Below are 15679 nucleotides of genomic sequence, written 5' to 3' on the forward strand. Positions count from 1 at the left end.
TGCGTCATGACAACCGATGGCCATCGCTCACTCGCACAGCGATTGACGGGCATTGATGAGATTGAATGTGTCACGCCGGATTTGAATGGCGTACCCCGGGGCAAGGTAATGACTGCCGAAGGCTTTCTCGAGGGGCGGCGTTTGCAGATGGCGCGGGGAGTGCTGCTGCAATGCATCATGGGCGGATATCCGCCTGCGCGCTTTTACGGCAGCGATGATGGCGACCTGGCGCTGGTGCCCGACCCGGCACAGATCCATCGCTTGCCGTGGAGCCAGCAGCCGCGAGCCTTGGCCATTTGCGATGCGGACGAGCTGACCGGCGAAAGCTCGTCTCTGTCGACCCGCGGCCAACTCAAAGCCGTGATCGCGCGTTACGCGGCCCTCGGCCTGGCGCCGGTGGTGGCGACCGAGCTGGAATTTTTTGTCTTCGCGCCCAACACCGACCCGACTCAACCGTTCCAGCCGCCACTGGGCCTGGACGGTCGTCGCGAGGACGGTCATTCGGCGTTCAGTATCAGTTCCAATAATGGTTTGCGGCCGTTCTTCAGTGAAGTCTACGCATGCATGGCGGCCCTGGACTTGCCGCGCGATACCTTCATGCACGAGATGGGCGTCAGCCAGTTCGAGATCAACCTGCTGCACGGCGATCCGCTGCTGCTGGCCGACCAGACACTCCTGTTCAAACATTTGCTTAAAGAAGTCGCGCTCAAGCATGGTCTGACCGTGGTTTGCATGGCCAAGCCGCTGGCGCACACGCCGGGCAGTTCGATGCATATTCACCAGAGCATCATCGAGATCGGCAGCGGGCGTAACGTGTTCAGCGACAAGGCCGGTGAGCCGACCGCGGCCTTCCGTCATTTCATCGCGGGTCAGCAGGCCGGCATGGCGGATTTCACCGCGTTGTTTGCACCGAACGTGAACTCGTATCAGCGCTTGTGCCATCCCTTCGCATCACCGAATAATGCCTGCTGGTCCCATGACAACCGTGCGGCCGGATTGCGCATTCCGGCTAGTTCGCCAGCCGCTCGTCGGGTCGAGAACCGCTTGCCGGGGGCTGATGCAAATCCTTATCTGGCGATCGCCGCCAGCCTTGCCGCAGGGTTATATGGCATTGAACACAAACTGGAGCCGAGCGAACCGATCCAGGGTGAATTCGAAGTGCCGGACAATCTTTCGTTGCCGTGTACCTTGCATGCTGCTCTTGAGCGTCTGAAACGTAGCCAATTGGCGAAGGAACTGTTTGGCAAGGAGTTCATCGAAGGCTACATCGCCTCGAAGACCATGGAGTTGACCAGCTACTTTGATGAAATTACTCCCTGGGAGCGCCGTGTCCTGGCAGCCCAGGCCTGACGATCCATCGTCTTCGGGCTATCTTTTCGGGTAGCCCGATTCTCACTGCAAGGAGCCGCTCGGAACGCCGATGCGCCAAATCTGGAAACCCTTTCGAGCGCTTTATTTTGCCTCGCTGATGATGTTGATCGGCTCTGGCCTGTTGAGTACTTACCTGGCCTTGCGCCTGGCTGCCGACCACGTCGACAGCCTGTGGGTCGGTGCGTTGATGGCAGCCAACTATTGCGGCCTGGTGCTGGGTGGCAAAATCGGCCACCGGCTGATTGCCCGGGTCGGGCATATTCGCGCCTATTCGGCCTGCGCCGGGATTGTCGGCGCGGCGGTGCTGGGCCATGGCCTGGTGGACTGGTTGCCTGCCTGGATCTTCCTGCGGGTCATCGTCGGTCTCGGCATGATGTGCCAATACATGGTCATCGAAAGCTGGCTCAATGAGCAGGCCGAAGCCTCGCAGCGCGGGACTGTGTTCAGCGGCTACATGATCGCCTCGTACCTGGGGCTGGTGCTGGGTCAGTTGATTCTGGTCATGCACCCGGGCCTGGGTCTTGAGCTGCTGATGCTGGTCGCCTTGTGCTTCGCGCTGTGCCTGGTGCCGGTGGCCCTGACTCGCCGGATTCACCCGGCACCGTTGCACCCGGCACCGATGGAGCCGCGGTTCTTCATCAAGCGTGTGCCGCAGTCGTTGAGCACGGTGCTGGGGGCGGGGCTGATCATTGGTTCGTTCTACGGTCTGGCACCGCTGTATGCCTCACAGCAGGGGTTGTCCACGGAGCAGGTCGGTCTGTTCATGGGTAGCTGCATTTTTGCGGGCTTGCTGGTGCAATGGCCGTTGGGCTGGCTGTCCGACCGTTATGACCGGGCGCTGTTGATCCGCTGTTTTGCCCTGATCCTGGCGCTTACCGCGTTGCCGCTGGCAATCATGCAACAGGTACCGCTGGAGATTTTGTTTATCACCGGGTTCTGCTGTTCGCTGGTGATGTTCTGCCTGTATCCGCTGGCGGTGGCGTTCTCCAACGACCACGTCGAGGGTGATCGTCGGGTGTCCCTGACAGCGATGCTGTTGGTGACCTACGGTGTCGGCGCCAGTATCGGGCCGCTGGTGGCCGGGGTGCTGATGAAGCTGTTCGGCAGTCACATGCTCTATGCCTTCTTCAGTTTCTTCGCGTTGGTGCTGGTGTGGCGGATTCGCCCGAAAGCGGTGACCAACCTGCATCAGGTCGACGATGCACCGCTGCATCACGTCGCCATGCCGGACAGTATGTCGAGTTCGCCGTTGGTGGCTTGTCTTGACCCGCGGGTCGATGAGCAGGTGGTTCAGGATCAGATGCAGAACCCGATCAACCCTGAGCCGGACCCGGAACCCGAACCAGAGCCCGAACCAGAGCCCGAAACCGATCCGCCGCCGGAAGACCCTGATGCACCTCGCGAGCAAAGTTTTACTGAGGCCAGGCCTTAAATAAAACGCATAAAAAAACGGGCAGTCACCGCAAGGGACTGCCCGTTTTCTATTGAAGCGTCTTATTACATGTCGTCTTTGTCGAAGCGCCGCGCTTCGCGCTGAAGCTGATAGACGAACCGCTCGACCTGCCGCTGCACCAGCCCGCTCATGTTGTGAAAGCGTACGCCGGCGAAGGTGGTGGAGATCCTTTCTTCGAAGTGCAGGTAACGCAGCTCGACGGGTGCCGTCATCTTGCCAAAGGGCAGGGCAGCGATGAAGCGGTCATAGACCTCACCCAATTGCAGGCTGCCCGTGATGTCGCCTTCGAAGCGCAACTTGCAGCCGGTGGCGGAGATGTCCAGTAGCTTGCCGCTGATCGGCGACTTGAGCTTTTCACCGCCCAGATCGACGTTGACCAGTTGTGCCAGCTTCAATGCTGCGCGGAATGCATTACGACGCTGGTGGTAAACCACCTCGGCGGGCAGGGCGCCTCGGTAGCAGCGACCGCCACCGGATTCGTCGATGGTCAACGGGCCGTTGCTTTCCCACGCAATTCGTACGCCGTCGTGAAAGCCTTCGACCTTGAACGGTTCGCCGGCGAGCAGGAAGCGTTCACCATCGCGGGGAATCATTTCGTCCAGGGCAATCATGTTGCTGTCACGGTCAAGGTCCACCAGATAACTCTGGAAGCGCTGGCTGCGCTCATGGAACGTGATGATCAGCGGATCATGGCTGTCTTGCAGCTGGCGCAGGGTGCCGGAGATCTCCAACGGCGTGGTGAGCACCTTGGGTGGCTGCGGAGCATCTTCCGCGCTTAAGGCATTGAACACGGTTCATCAATCTCCAGACAAAATATGACTACGGCTAGCCAGCATATTGCCAGCATGTTACGCGTCTTGATAGTGCGGGCTTTTCAGCAGGCTCAAGCCTGACTGAGCGGGCGTGGCTTCGCAAGCATGGAGGTTGATCCGCGCGCATCGTAGAGCGCTGGTGGCTCGCCGCCGTTGAGGATTTTCAGCTGATTGGCCGTCGCGGCCTGTTGCACCAGGATCGACTGGCCATTCTTGACGTTGGCCGCCTGGCATTGAGCCAGAAGATCGGTCAATACATCGCTCTGCTCCAACAGCTGATCGCCAATGCTCGAATGACTGGCAAGTTGCTCCAGGCCATCGCGGTTGGTCGGCAGGTTGAGGCTGGCGAGGATTTCACTGCGCTTGCGGCCATGCTGATCGAGCAAAATGATCAATGCCTGTTTCTGCGCCAGAATCTCTTCGAGCAGTGGCATGTCGCGACCGTGCAAGGCGAGGGACTCGGTTTGCAGTAACTCCAGCAAGTGCTGTGCTGGAGCGAAATCGTCGGTGATCAGTTGCAGTAAATTAGTGTCGTGCATGGCTGGCCTTGGGTTTTAAGCGTCCAAAAGCCTGGCGCAGGCCTTGGCCTAGCGCTGGGCTTCGAAGTTGAGCAGTTTGTTGGCTACACGGTTGCTGTCGACTTTGTAGCTGCCATCGGCAATCGCTGCTTTCAACTCGGCCACGCGGGCGTTGTCGACGGCAGGCTGATCGCGCAGCTTGTCAGTGACCTTCTGCAACTGTTGAGCCTCATTGCTGAGATGTACCGATTCCCCGCTTTTGACGGTACTGGCCTGTTCGGCCGGGGTATTCAGCGGTGCGGGTTTGCCGGCTTCGGCGGTTTCCTTCGCGGTGCTGGTACGTGTACTGCCGGTAAGTGACGAGGAACTGTTTAAACGGCTGAAATCGATGACCATGACAAAAAACCTCTGGGTATTTGGACGCTTGCCATGTTTTCGGCCATACCCGGAAAAACTTTAGGCCCAATTATCAATGAGCTTGCGCGCGTCAGCGCTTGCCCTGCATAGGGCACAGTCTAGGGAACAGTCGAGTGGCGCGCCACATCTTCACAAACAGAGAGTTCTACATGGCCACTTCCACCTGACCGGGCGCGATGACTTGCGCCTTGATGACCCGCTGGGAGTTGAGGTTTTTCACCCGAATCTGTTCGCGCAAGCCGCCGTTGGACAGCGCTTCACCCGGCATGCGCACGCTGAGCGTTCCACTGCGGGCGGTAATCACCACTTGGTCGCCCTTGCTGATGACTTCTGCCTGTTCCATGTGCACCAGGGTCATGACCTGGTCGGCGACCATTGGTCGGGTAAGTTTCTGTCCGATCGCCTGGTCGACGGAAGTCAGGTAACCCTGGCTGATCAGACTGATGTCACGCTCGCGCAGGGTTACATCCTGGGGCTCGACGATACCGGCGCGTCGTAGCGGGCGGGTGGTGGTCACAATGTCGCGAAACAGGCGCACTTGAGCGGGTACGAAGACCGTCCAGGGCGACGCGCCCTCGCAGCGCACCTTGACCGTAACTCGCCCCAACGGCGTGGCCGGGCTCTCCAGGGACGCTGTCAATTCCTTGTCGCACATGGGCATGCGCAGCCGCGGATCGAGCTGCTTGACCTCGATCTCGTAGCGACCTTCCGTTTGACTGGTTGCCAGATAGTCTTCTACGGTGAATTCAAGAAAGCCCTGAGTGACGCCGATAAGCATGTCAGGCAAGGTAACCGCGTCAGCAAGGGCAGGGCTGCCAGCGTTGAACAGGCAAACGGCCGACATCGCGCAAAGCAATTTGCGGGCGTTTGATGTCAGGCGTCGGAAAAATGTCGGTTCTGTGTTCATAAGAGTTAAAAAGCAAGCGCCGTGCCGTTTAGTGATGAATGCGCGTCGCAACACACTTAAGCGTTGGTGTAGGAGTCTGTGCATGGCTGGTGTAATGGATGCGGTAAACCAGCGCACGCAACTGGTAGGGCAGAATCGCCTTGAGCTGTTGTTGTTCCGTCTCGACGGCCAGCAGCTGTATGGGATCAACGTGTTCAAGGTTCGGGAGGTGCTGCAATGCCCCAAACTGACACTGATGCCAAAATCCAGTCCTGTCGTGTGCGGTGTGGCAAATATTCGGGGGGCGACCATTCCGATTCTTGATCTGGCCATGGCGACCGGTTCCGGTGCGCTGAAAGATCAAAGCAATCCCTTCGTGATCATCACGGAGTACAACACCAAGACCCAGGGTTTCCTGGTGCGGTCGGTGGAACGCATCGTCAACATGAACTGGGAGGAGATTCATCCGCCACCCAAGGGCACGGGACGCGATCATTACCTGACGGCTGTGACTCGGGTCGACAATCAGTTAGTCGAAATCATCGACGTCGAGAAAGTGCTGGCAGAAGTGGCGCCGACACCGGAAGCGATTTCCGTTGGCGTGGTGGATGTCGAAACCCAGCACAAGGCATTGTCCTTGCGGGTGCTGACGGTCGATGACTCGTCGGTGGCGCGCAAGCAGGTCTCGCGTTGCCTGCAAACGGTCGGCGTCGAAGTGGTGGCGTTGAACGACGGTCGGCAGGCGCTGGATTACCTGCGCAAGCTGGTCGACGAGGGCAAGAAGCCGGAAGAAGAGTTCCTGATGATGATTTCCGACATCGAGATGCCGGAGATGGACGGGTACACCCTCACGGCCGAGATCCGCAACGACCCTCGCATGCAAAAGCTTCACATCATCCTGCATACTTCGTTGTCGGGTGTATTCAATCAGGCGATGGTCAAGAAGGTCGGTGCCGATGACTTCCTTGCCAAATTCCGTCCTGATGACCTGGCATCCCGGGTAGTCAACCGGATCAAAGCAGCAGACATCAGCTAGGGGCCTTTTGCCCCTGGCGGTTAATACGATTTAAGAGGCGGCATCTTTGTCTACGGGTAATTTGGATTTCGAACAGTTCCGGGTCTTCCTGGAAAAAGCCTGTGGCATTTTGCTCGGTGAAAACAAGCAGTACCTGGTCTCGAGCCGTCTCAACAAACTGATGGAACAGCAAGGCATCAAGTCCCTGGGTGAGCTGGTCCAGCGCATCCAGACCCAGCCGCGCAGCGGTTTGCGCGAGATGGTGGTGGATGCCATGACCACCAACGAAACCCTGTGGTTTCGTGACACCTATCCGTTTGAAGTCTTGAAGAACAAGGTGCTGCCGGCAGCGATCAAGGCCGCCCCTGGCCAGCGTCTGCGGATCTGGTCGGCGGCCTGTTCGTCGGGTCAGGAACCGTATTCGCTGTCGATGTCGATCGATGAGTTCGAACGCGTGAACATGGGCCAGTTGAAGATGGGCGTGCAGATCGTTGCCACCGACCTGTCCGGCACCATGCTGACCAACTGCAAGACCGGCGAGTACGACAGCCTGGCCATCGGCCGTGGACTGTCGCCCGAGCGCCTTCAACGTTATTTCGACCCAAAAGGGCCGGGGCGCTGGGCAATCAAGGCACCGATCAAGAGCCGGGTGGAGTTTCGTTCATTCAACCTGCTGGACAGCTACGCGGCGCTGGGCAAGTTTGACATCGTGTTCTGCCGCAACGTGCTGATCTACTTCTCCGCCGAGGTGAAGAAGGACATCCTGTTGCGCATTCACAGCACGTTGAAACCCGGCGGTTATCTGTTCCTCGGTGCTTCCGAGGCGCTGAACGGTTTGCCGGATCATTACCAGATGGTCCAGTGCAGCCCGGGGATCATTTACCAGGCGAAGTGAGTCGTTGGCGTTATCAAAAAACGGGAGTCCTCAGAGGGCTCCCGTTTTTTTATGCCTGCCGTTATTTCTGAAAACACCACTAGACCCTGTGGGAGCGAGCTTGCTCGCGATTGCGGTGGGTCAGGTTATACAAATGTCGACTGACACGACGCCATCGCGAGCAAGCTCGCTCCCACAGGGGACGAAGGTGTTCTTTGGAGGGGGATAAGCGGCAGAAAAGCGGCAGGCGGCGGAAATCGGTTGCCGCTTTTCTGGCATTGCCACGTTGCCACTGCCCGCAAAGCCCCGGTTTACGGGCTTTCTTCAATTGGCACGACGCTTGCTATGTCCATGTTACGAAAAATCAGGTCACCCGAAGGTTTCCGACATGAGCATCAGCTTCGATAAAGCGCTCGGTATCCACGAACAAGCCCTGGGCTTCCGCGCTCAGCGTGCCGAAGTCCTGGCCAACAACATCGCCAACGCCGACACCCCGAACTACAAGGCTCGGGATCTGGACTTCTCGAAAGTGCTTGCCGAGCAGAACGAGAAGACCAAGAGCGGCTCTTTCGCCTTGAACATGACCAACAGCCGTCATATCGAAGCCGAAGGCCTGGGCAATGGTGACGAATCGCTGCTGTATCGCACGCCGATGCAACCGTCGATCGACCAGAACACCGTCGACGCCCAACTGGAACAGTCGAACTACGCGGAAAACGCGGTCAACTTCCAGGCCAGCTTCACCCTGCTCAACAGCAAATTCAAAGGGCTGGTGTCAGCCCTTCGTGGAGAGTAAGTCATGTCTCTAGCCAGTGTTTTCAACATTGCCGGTAGCGGCATGAGTGCCCAGACCACTCGCTTGAACACCGTCGCCAGTAACATCGCCAACGCCGAGACCGTTTCGTCGAGCATTGACCAGACCTACCGTGCACGGCACCCGGTATTCGCCACCATGTTCCAGGGCGGCCAGAGCGGCGGCAGCGATTCGCTGTTCCAGAACCAGGACGCGGCCGGTCAAGGCGTGCAAGTGCTGGGCGTGGTCGAAGACCAGAGCAACCTTGAAGCGCGCTACGAGCCGAACCATCCGGCGGCCGACGCCAAGGGCTACGTCTACTACCCGAACGTCAACGTGGTGGAAGAGATGGCTGACATGATTTCCGCGAGCCGTTCGTTCCAGACCAACGCCGAAATGATGAACACCGCCAAAACCATGATGCAAAAGGTCCTGACCCTCGGTCAGTGATAAGGGGCGACTCAGATGAGTGTTACCGATACCACCAGTGGCATTAGCCTCAAGGACATCCTGGCCAACTCCTCGATCAAGACCAACACCAGTGCTGACGGCCTGGCGTCGGCGACGAACAGCGCCACCGGCAACAAGGCCCTGGGCAAGGACGCGTTCCTGCAGTTGCTGGTAACGCAACTGAAAAACCAGAACCCGCTGGAACCGCAGGACAACGGCGAGTTCGTCGCCCAGTTGGCCCAGTTCAGTAGCCTGGAAGGCATCACCACGCTCAACGACACCGTCAGCGGTCTGGCGAGCAACTACAACTCGTCCCAGGCGTTGCAGGCGTCGTCGCTGGTCGGGCGTTCGGTTATTGCACCGGGCGACAAGGCGGTGGTTGATACCTCCAAAAGTTTCAGCGGCACCATTGCCGTACCGGCGTCGGTGGACCCGGTCAAGGTCAATATCACCAATGCCGATGGCAAGGTTGTCCGCACCATCGACCTGGGCAGCCAGGTCGCCGGTACTCCCACTTTCATCTGGGACGGCAAAAACGATGCAGGCGAAGTGGCCACGGCGGGTACCTATACCTTCGGTGCTACGGCGACCTACGACGGCAAGGCGACCTCGCTGGTGACTTACCTGCCGGCCACCGTCAACAGCGTGACCATCAGCCAGACCGGCGGTGAGTTGATGCTCAACCTGGCCGGGGCCGGCAGCATCGCCCTGTCAAAAGTACAAACCATTGGTATGTAGAGCCGACTAACACGGCACAAAGGAGTGGAATATGTCTTTCAATATCGGCCTTAGCGGTCTCTATGCAGCCAACAAACAACTGGACGTGACCGGCAACAACATCGCCAACGTCGCGACCACCGGTTTCAAATCGTCCCGTGCGGAATTCGAAGACGTTTACTCGGCCACCAAGCTGGGTACTGGCAGTAAAACCATCGGTAGCGGCGTGCGCCTGGCCAACGTTTCCCAGCAGTTCACCCAGGGCGACGTCAGCAACACCGGCAACGTGCTGGACATGGGTATCAACGGTTCCGGCTTTTTCGTGTTGAGCGAGAACGGTTCGATGTCCTACACCCGTGCCGGTACGTTCAAGGTCGACAAGGACGGTTACGTCACCAATAGCGATGGCTCTGCGCGTCTGCAGGGTTATGGCGTGGATGCCAATGGCAAGATCCTCAATGGCGTTTTGACTGACCTGCGCATCGATACGTCGAACCTGGCGCCAAAAAACACCTCCACGGTTTCGTCGACGATCAACCTGAACTCCACAGCTCCCATCATCAACCAGACTACCAATCCGTTTGACCCGTCCAAGGAAGCGTCCTTCACCAAGCAGTTCAGTACCCCGATTTACGATACCCAGGGTAATAAGCACACCATGGATCAATACATGGTCAAGACTGCTGACAACACCTGGAAGACCTACACCCTGATCGAGGGTCGCAACCCGGATGGCAGCGATCCTACCGATCCTCTTACTCCTCCTGTCGCTTCGACCATGAACTTCGACAGCTCCGGCAAGCTGACTTCGGTCACCACACCGGTTGTTCCAGCGACCATTCCGCCATCCGTGATAACCAGCCCTGACCTGAAGGTCACCGGCTGGATTCCGGGTACCGTGACCAATGGCGTGTTTAAAGCCAACGGCGCTGCCTCCGGCGTCGTTACGGTCTCCATGGACAAAACCACGCAATACAACGCTGACACCGCGCGTTCGATTCCTTCGCAGAACGGCTACGCCACCGGCCAGATTACCAACCTGACCATCGACACCAGCGGTGTCATGCTGGCCAACTTCAGCAACAGCCAGACCAAGGCTATCGGCCAGATCTCGCTCGCCAGCTTCACCAACGAACAAGGTTTGCAGCCTGTAGGCGGCACCAGTTGGAAAGAAACCTATTCGTCGGGTATCCCGGGCTACGATGCGCCGAACACTGGTACCTTGGGCGAGATCCACTCCAACTCCCTGGAAGAGTCCAACGTCAACCTGACCAATGAACTGGTCGAGTTGGTCAAGGCGCAGAGCAACTTCCAGGCGAACTCCAAGACCATCTCGACTCAGAGCACCATCATGCAGACCATCATTCAGATGACCTGATGTTTGATAGTGCTTCATAAAAAGCCCCTCGGAAGAGGGGCTTTTTTATGGCTGGTGTCCCGTCCTGAATAAGGTTTACACCTTCTGGCTTCTTATCAGGAAGGTGCAATGGACACGGGCACGAAGCGAAGTCAGCGTGATTACACGCTGGCTTTTAAATTATCGGTTGTCGACCAGGTCGAAAAAGGCGAGTTGAGTTATAAAGAGGCTCAGCGGCGCTATGGGATTCAGGGTCGGTCGACGGTGTTGGTTTGGTTACGCAAACATGGTCGCCAGGACTGGAGCCAAGGCGCCTCCATTCGCTCCCAGAGGATCAGACCTATGGACGAGCCAACCTTGCCAATGACTCCCGAGCAACGAATCAAAGAACTCGAGGAACAACTGGCGCTGGCAAATCAGAAAGCCCAATTCTTTGAAGCCGTGGTCGATGTTCTGAAGAATGACTACGGCGTATCTATTGTAAAAAAGCGACCCGGCAAGTCGTTGCGCAAACCCAAACTCTGAGTGTCAGCAAGGCTTGCCAATTTATGGGGATAAGCCGTCAGGCCTATTACAAACGCAACCGGGTCTACCGGGATCGGGCCGACCAGGATCAGCAGCTCATAACGTTTGTACAGAAGATCCGTGCCCGCCAACCGTGCATCGGCACTCGGAAGCTGTATTCGATGATGCATGAGCAGCGTGAGCAACAGGCGCTCCATGTTGGCCGGGATCGTCTGTTCGCGGTTTTGCGGGAAAGCCGCCAGTTGGTCCGCCGAAAACGGGCGTATCACAAGACGACCGACAGCCATCATCGCTTCCGCCGACACCCTAATCTGCTGAAACCAAGCCCGGAACAAATAGTCGCTACCGGCCCGGAACAGGTCTGGGTGGCCGATATTACGTACCTGCCTACCCGTGATAGCGTTGCCTATTTGAGTTTGGTGACGGATGCCTTTTCGAGAAAAATAGTCGGCTATCACGTGCACGAAAGTCTGCACACCAACTCCGTGGTGCAAGCCTTTCGAATGGCGTTGAAGCGACGTCGAAGCGTTCAGAAGCTAGTCCATCACTCGGATCGAGGCGCGCAGTACTGCTCGGCCCTTTATCAAGAAGTGCACGTAAAACATGGCATCACTTGCTCGATGACCGACGGCTACGACTGCTACCAAAACGCCTTGGCCGAGCGGGTCAACGGCATCTTGAAAACAGAGTTCTTGATCCACCGACCTGCGGATTTCGCGCAGGCCACGCAGATGGTGCGAGAGGCGGTCAGGATCTACAACCAGGAACGGCCGCACCTGTCCTTAAAATACAAAACGCCCGATGCGGTGCATCGGGCGTTGGGGTGAAACAGGTGTAAACCTATTTCAGGACTAGACATGGCAAAAAGATCGCAGCCTCGTTTCACTCGACAGCTCCTACAGGAAATAGCGGCCCCTTTGTAGGAGCTGTCGAGTGAAACGAGGCTGCGATCTTTTGATCTCGAAAGGCAGGCAAAAGAAAACCCCCGACAATCCAGAGGACTGTCGGGGGTTTCAGGTTACCGGCTCAGCTTATTGGCAAGCTTCGCAATCCGGCTCGTCGATGGCGCAAGCCTTCGGCACTGGAGCAGGGCCGGCAGGTGCTGCCAGGACCGAATCTTCACCGTGGTTGCCGCCGCTGGAAACAGCGTTCAGCTTGCCGGTGTTGATGGTCGACTTCTCGGTGCTGGTCGCGGCCAGGGCACGGAGGTAGTAAGTGGTTTTCAGACCACGGTACCAGGCCATGCGGTAGGTCACGTCCAGCTTCTTGCCCGATGCGCCAGCGATGTACAGGTTCAGCGATTGAGCCTGGTCGATCCACTTCTGACGACGGCTTGCCGCGTCAACGATCCACTTGGTGTCCACTTCGAAGGCAGTCGCGTAGAGCTCTTTGAGTTCTTGCGGGATGCGCTCGATCTGTTGCACCGAACCGTCGTAGTACTTCAGGTCGTTGATCATGACCGAGTCCCACAGACCGCGAGCCTTCAGGTCGCGAACCAGGTACGGGTTGATCACGGTGAATTCGCCCGACAGGTTCGATTTCACATAGAGGTTCTGGTAGGTCGGTTCGATCGACTGCGATACGCCAGTGATGTTGGCGATGGTCGCGGTCGGTGCGATGGCCATGATGTTGGAGTTACGAATGCCTTTCTGAACGCGGGCACGAACCGGTGCCCAGTCCAGGGATTCGTTCAGGTCAACGTCGATGTACTTCTGGCCACGTTGCTCGATCAGGATCTGTTGCGAATCCAGCGGCAGGATGCCTTTGGACCACAGCGAACCCTGGAACGTCTCGTAGGCGCCGCGCTCGTCAGCGAGGTCGCAGGAAGCCTGGATCGCGTAGTAGCTGACCGCTTCCATCGACTTGTCGGCGAACTCGACGGCAGCGTCGGAACCGTAAGGAATGTGCTGCAGGTACAAAGCGTCCTGGAAGCCCATGATGCCCAGACCGACCGGACGGTGCTTGAAGTTGGAGTTCTTCGCTTGTGGCACCGAGTAGTAGTTGATGTCGATAACGTTATCGAGCATGCGAACGGCGGTGTTCACGGTGCGTTCCAGCTTGGCGGTGTCCAGCTTGCCGTTGGTGATGTGGTTCGGCAGGTTGATCGAGCCCAGGTTGCAAACGGCGATCTCGTCCTTGTTGGTGTTCAAGGTGATCTCGGTGCACAGGTTCGAGCTGTGAACCACGCCAACGTGCTGCTGCGGGCTGCGCAGGTTGCACGGGTCTTTGAAGGTCAGCCATGGGTGGCCGGTTTCAAACAGCATGGACAGCATTTTACGCCACAGGTCTTTGGCCTGGATGGTCTTGAACAGCTTGATCTTGCCCGGGTACTCGGACAGGGCTTCGTAGTACTCGTAACGCTCTTCGAAGGCCTTGCCGGTCAGGTCGTGCAGGTCCGGCACTTCGGACGGCGAGAACAGGGTCCACTTGCCGTCATCGAAGACGCGCTTCATGAACAGGTCAGGGATCCAGTTGGCAGTGTTCATGTCGTGGGTACGACGACGATCATCACCGGTGTTCTTGCGGAGTTCGATGAACTCTTCGATGTCCATGTGCCAGGTTTCCAGGTAGGCACAGACAGCGCCTTTGCGCTTGCCACCCTGGTTAACGGCGACGGCGGTGTCGTTCACTACTTTCAGGAACGGAACAACGCCCTGGGATTTGCCGTTGGTGCCCTTGATGTACGAACCGAGTGCACGAACCGGGGTCCAGTCGTTGCCCAGGCCGCCCGCAAATTTCGACAACATGGCGTTGTCGTGGATCGCGTGGTAGATGCCCGACAGGTCATCCGGCACGGTGGTCAGGTAGCAGCTCGACAGCTGTGGACGCAGGGTGCCGGCGTTGAACAGGGTCGGGGTCGACGACATGTAGTCGAAGGACGACAACAGGTTGTAGAACTCGATCGCACGGTCTTCTTTGTTCTTCTCTTCGATCGCCAGGCCCATGGCCACGCGCATGAAGAAGATTTGCGGCAGTTCGAAGCGGATACCGTCCTTGTGGATGAAGTAACGGTCGTACAGGGTTTGCAGGCCCAGGTACGTGAACTGCTGATCGCGCTCGTGGTTGATTGCCTTGCCGAGTTTTTCCAGGTCGAAGGTAGCCAGGACCGGGTTCAGCAATTCGAATTGGATACCCTTGGCGATGTACGAAGGCAGGGCCTTGGCGTACAGGTCGACCATTTCGTGGTGAGTCGCGCTCTCGGCGACTTCCAGGAAGTTCAGGCCTTCGGCACGCAGGGTGTCCATCAGCAGGCGGGCGGTCACGAACGAGTAGTTCGGCTCACGCTCAACCAGCGTACGGGCAGTCATCACCAACGCGGTGTTGACGTCGGTCAGGGCCACGCCGTCGTACAGGTTTTTCAGGGTTTCGCGCTGGATCAGGTCGCCGTCGACTTCTGCAAGGCCTTCGCACGCTTCGGTGACGATGGTGTTCAGGCGGCCCATGTCCAGAGGCGCAAAGGTGCCATCGGCGCGGGTGATGCGGATCGACGGGTGAGCGTTGACTGCTTCTTCGGCCGGTGCGTGGGCGGCGCGTTCTTTCGAACGACCGTCACGGTAGATCACGTAGTCGCGGGCCACTTTCTGCTCGCCGGCACGCATCAGGGCCAGTTCGACCTGGTCCTGGATTTCTTCGATGTGGATCGTGCCGCCCGAAGGCATGCGACGCTTGAAGGTCGCGGTGACTTGTTCGGTCAGACGGGCAACGGTGTCGTGGATTCGCGACGAAGCGGCAGCGGTGCCGCCCTCAACTGCGAGAAACGCTTTGGTGATAGCGACGGTGATCTTGTCATCGGTGTAAGGAACGACAGTGCCGTTACGCTTGATCACGCGCAGTTGGCCAGGCGCGGTGGCGGACAGATCCGAAGTCGAATCAGCGGCCTGCGGCAAGGTGCCCTGCGGGTTCTCGCGAGTTGTGTCGGTTTGCATGGGGGGTTGTCTCCACATTCTCTATGTTTGTTTGGGCACCATCACGGTGCCCACCGTTCCGTCCTGAAGCACTACAACCGGCGAGGGGCCGGGCATACCAACTTCGGGACAGATCAGGAAGGGGCAATTGGGGCGCCGCTTCCATGCCGAAGTCTTTGGTCCCAGGCCTTGAACCTGAAACCGGGATCCTTTTGGGTGACAGAATTGACTGCAACACCCGTACCGTTAACGCCGTTTTCGGCTCAAAAACAGTAGCCATCCGCACGCGCGGTTTGGTCTTTCGAAAATACGTTTGGTTCAACCGGAAAGAGGCAATAAAAGCGCTTGAAATCGGTATCCGGTTTGTGTTTGGTTTTTGGCGTAAAACCCTACATGTAGGGTTTTTTTCGCGCCGAGGTACAAGATAATGCGTTTTGGAGGGTGTTGCAACGTACTACCTGTGGATAAACCTGTGCGTAAATTGTGTGTGAAACGTGGAATGGGCGTGTAGGCCGCGACCTAGCTGGAGCGGACCGTTTTTCACCGATTTTCAGCGATTGAAAACAGTCATTTGGATTTTTAAGGG

The 15679-nt window shown here is 57.8% G+C and carries 14 protein-coding genes; 9 read left to right on the forward strand and 5 right to left on the reverse strand.

Features of this window, described 5'->3' with window-relative positions; all coding sequences use genetic code 11:
* The first annotated feature begins 108 nt into the window (after nucleotides 1-108).
* Both ACA079_RS06935 and ACA079_RS06940 read left to right on the forward strand, forming a co-directional pair.
* Nucleotides 109-1350: a glutamine synthetase family protein gene (locus ACA079_RS06935; RefSeq protein ID WP_497704291.1), complete on the forward strand. Its 1242-nt coding sequence runs from the start codon at nucleotides 109-111 to the stop codon at nucleotides 1348-1350.
* Nucleotides 1351-1420: 70 nt separating this feature from the next.
* The gene (locus ACA079_RS06940) at nucleotides 1421-2803 is read left to right on the forward strand and encodes an MFS transporter (protein WP_497703003.1); all 1383 of its coding nucleotides are present in this window, start codon (nucleotides 1421-1423) and stop codon (nucleotides 2801-2803) included.
* 65 nt (nucleotides 2804-2868) lie between these two features.
* Here ACA079_RS06940 and ACA079_RS06945 read toward each other — a convergent pair whose 3' ends face one another.
* The 4 genes from ACA079_RS06945 to flgA form a co-directional block, all read right to left on the reverse strand.
* Entirely contained in the window at nucleotides 2869-3615 is a 747-nt protein-coding gene (locus ACA079_RS06945) for a flagellar brake protein (protein ID WP_497703004.1), read from the reverse strand.
* A 92-nt stretch (nucleotides 3616-3707) separates the two neighbouring features.
* Nucleotides 3708-4175 carry a flagella synthesis protein FlgN gene (locus tag ACA079_RS06950; RefSeq protein ID WP_074879179.1) on the reverse strand — a complete coding sequence of 156 codons (468 nt, stop codon included), beginning with the start codon at nucleotides 4173-4175 and terminating at the stop codon, nucleotides 3708-3710.
* A gap of 48 nt (nucleotides 4176-4223) precedes the next feature.
* Nucleotides 4224-4550 carry a flagellar biosynthesis anti-sigma factor FlgM gene (gene flgM, locus ACA079_RS06955; protein ID WP_497703005.1) on the reverse strand — a complete coding sequence of 109 codons (327 nt, stop codon included), beginning with the start codon at nucleotides 4548-4550 and terminating at the stop codon, nucleotides 4224-4226.
* Between the two features lie 166 nt (nucleotides 4551-4716).
* Nucleotides 4717-5478 carry a flagellar basal body P-ring formation chaperone FlgA gene (gene flgA / locus ACA079_RS06960; RefSeq protein WP_497703006.1) on the reverse strand — a complete coding sequence of 254 codons (762 nt, stop codon included), beginning with the start codon at nucleotides 5476-5478 and terminating at the stop codon, nucleotides 4717-4719.
* A gap of 82 nt (nucleotides 5479-5560) precedes the next feature.
* Here flgA and ACA079_RS06965 point away from each other — a divergent pair, with 82 nt between their 5' ends.
* The 7 genes from ACA079_RS06965 (at nucleotide 5561) to ACA079_RS06995 (ending at nucleotide 12015) form a co-directional block, all read left to right on the forward strand.
* On the forward strand, nucleotides 5561-6493 hold the full coding sequence (locus tag ACA079_RS06965; protein WP_497633240.1) for a chemotaxis protein CheV: 933 nt from the start codon (nucleotides 5561-5563) through the stop codon (nucleotides 6491-6493).
* Nucleotides 6494-6539: 46 nt separating this feature from the next.
* On the forward strand, nucleotides 6540-7367 hold the full coding sequence (gene cheR, locus ACA079_RS06970; protein WP_074879171.1) for a protein-glutamate O-methyltransferase CheR: 828 nt from the start codon (nucleotides 6540-6542) through the stop codon (nucleotides 7365-7367).
* 367 nt (nucleotides 7368-7734) lie between these two features.
* The gene (gene flgB / locus ACA079_RS06975) at nucleotides 7735-8142 is read left to right on the forward strand and encodes a flagellar basal body rod protein FlgB (protein ID WP_095132471.1); all 408 of its coding nucleotides are present in this window, start codon (nucleotides 7735-7737) and stop codon (nucleotides 8140-8142) included.
* A 3-nt stretch (nucleotides 8143-8145) separates the two neighbouring features.
* Nucleotides 8146-8589 carry a flagellar basal body rod protein FlgC gene (flgC, locus tag ACA079_RS06980; RefSeq protein WP_046046514.1) on the forward strand — a complete coding sequence of 148 codons (444 nt, stop codon included), beginning with the start codon at nucleotides 8146-8148 and terminating at the stop codon, nucleotides 8587-8589.
* Nucleotides 8590-8604: 15 nt separating this feature from the next.
* On the forward strand, nucleotides 8605-9327 hold the full coding sequence (flgD, locus tag ACA079_RS06985) for a flagellar hook assembly protein FlgD (protein WP_497703007.1): 723 nt from the start codon (nucleotides 8605-8607) through the stop codon (nucleotides 9325-9327).
* Between the two features lie 31 nt (nucleotides 9328-9358).
* Entirely contained in the window at nucleotides 9359-10684 is a 1326-nt protein-coding gene (flgE, locus tag ACA079_RS06990) for a flagellar hook protein FlgE (RefSeq protein ID WP_497703008.1), read from the forward strand.
* Nucleotides 10685-10792: 108 nt separating this feature from the next.
* A protein-coding gene (locus tag ACA079_RS06995; RefSeq protein WP_497703009.1) for an IS3 family transposase occupies nucleotides 10793-12015 on the forward strand; the annotation gives its coding sequence in 2 pieces (ribosomal slippage) (nucleotides 10793-11144 and nucleotides 11144-12015; 1224 coding nt in all).
* Between the two features lie 204 nt (nucleotides 12016-12219).
* Here ACA079_RS06995 and ACA079_RS07000 read toward each other — a convergent pair.
* The gene (locus ACA079_RS07000; RefSeq protein WP_282482661.1) at nucleotides 12220-15114 is read right to left on the reverse strand and encodes a ribonucleoside-diphosphate reductase subunit alpha; all 2895 of its coding nucleotides are present in this window, start codon (nucleotides 15112-15114) and stop codon (nucleotides 12220-12222) included.
* Nucleotides 15115-15679 lie beyond the last annotated feature (565 nt).

This window comes from Pseudomonas sp. LBUM1645, from assembly GCF_059716185.1.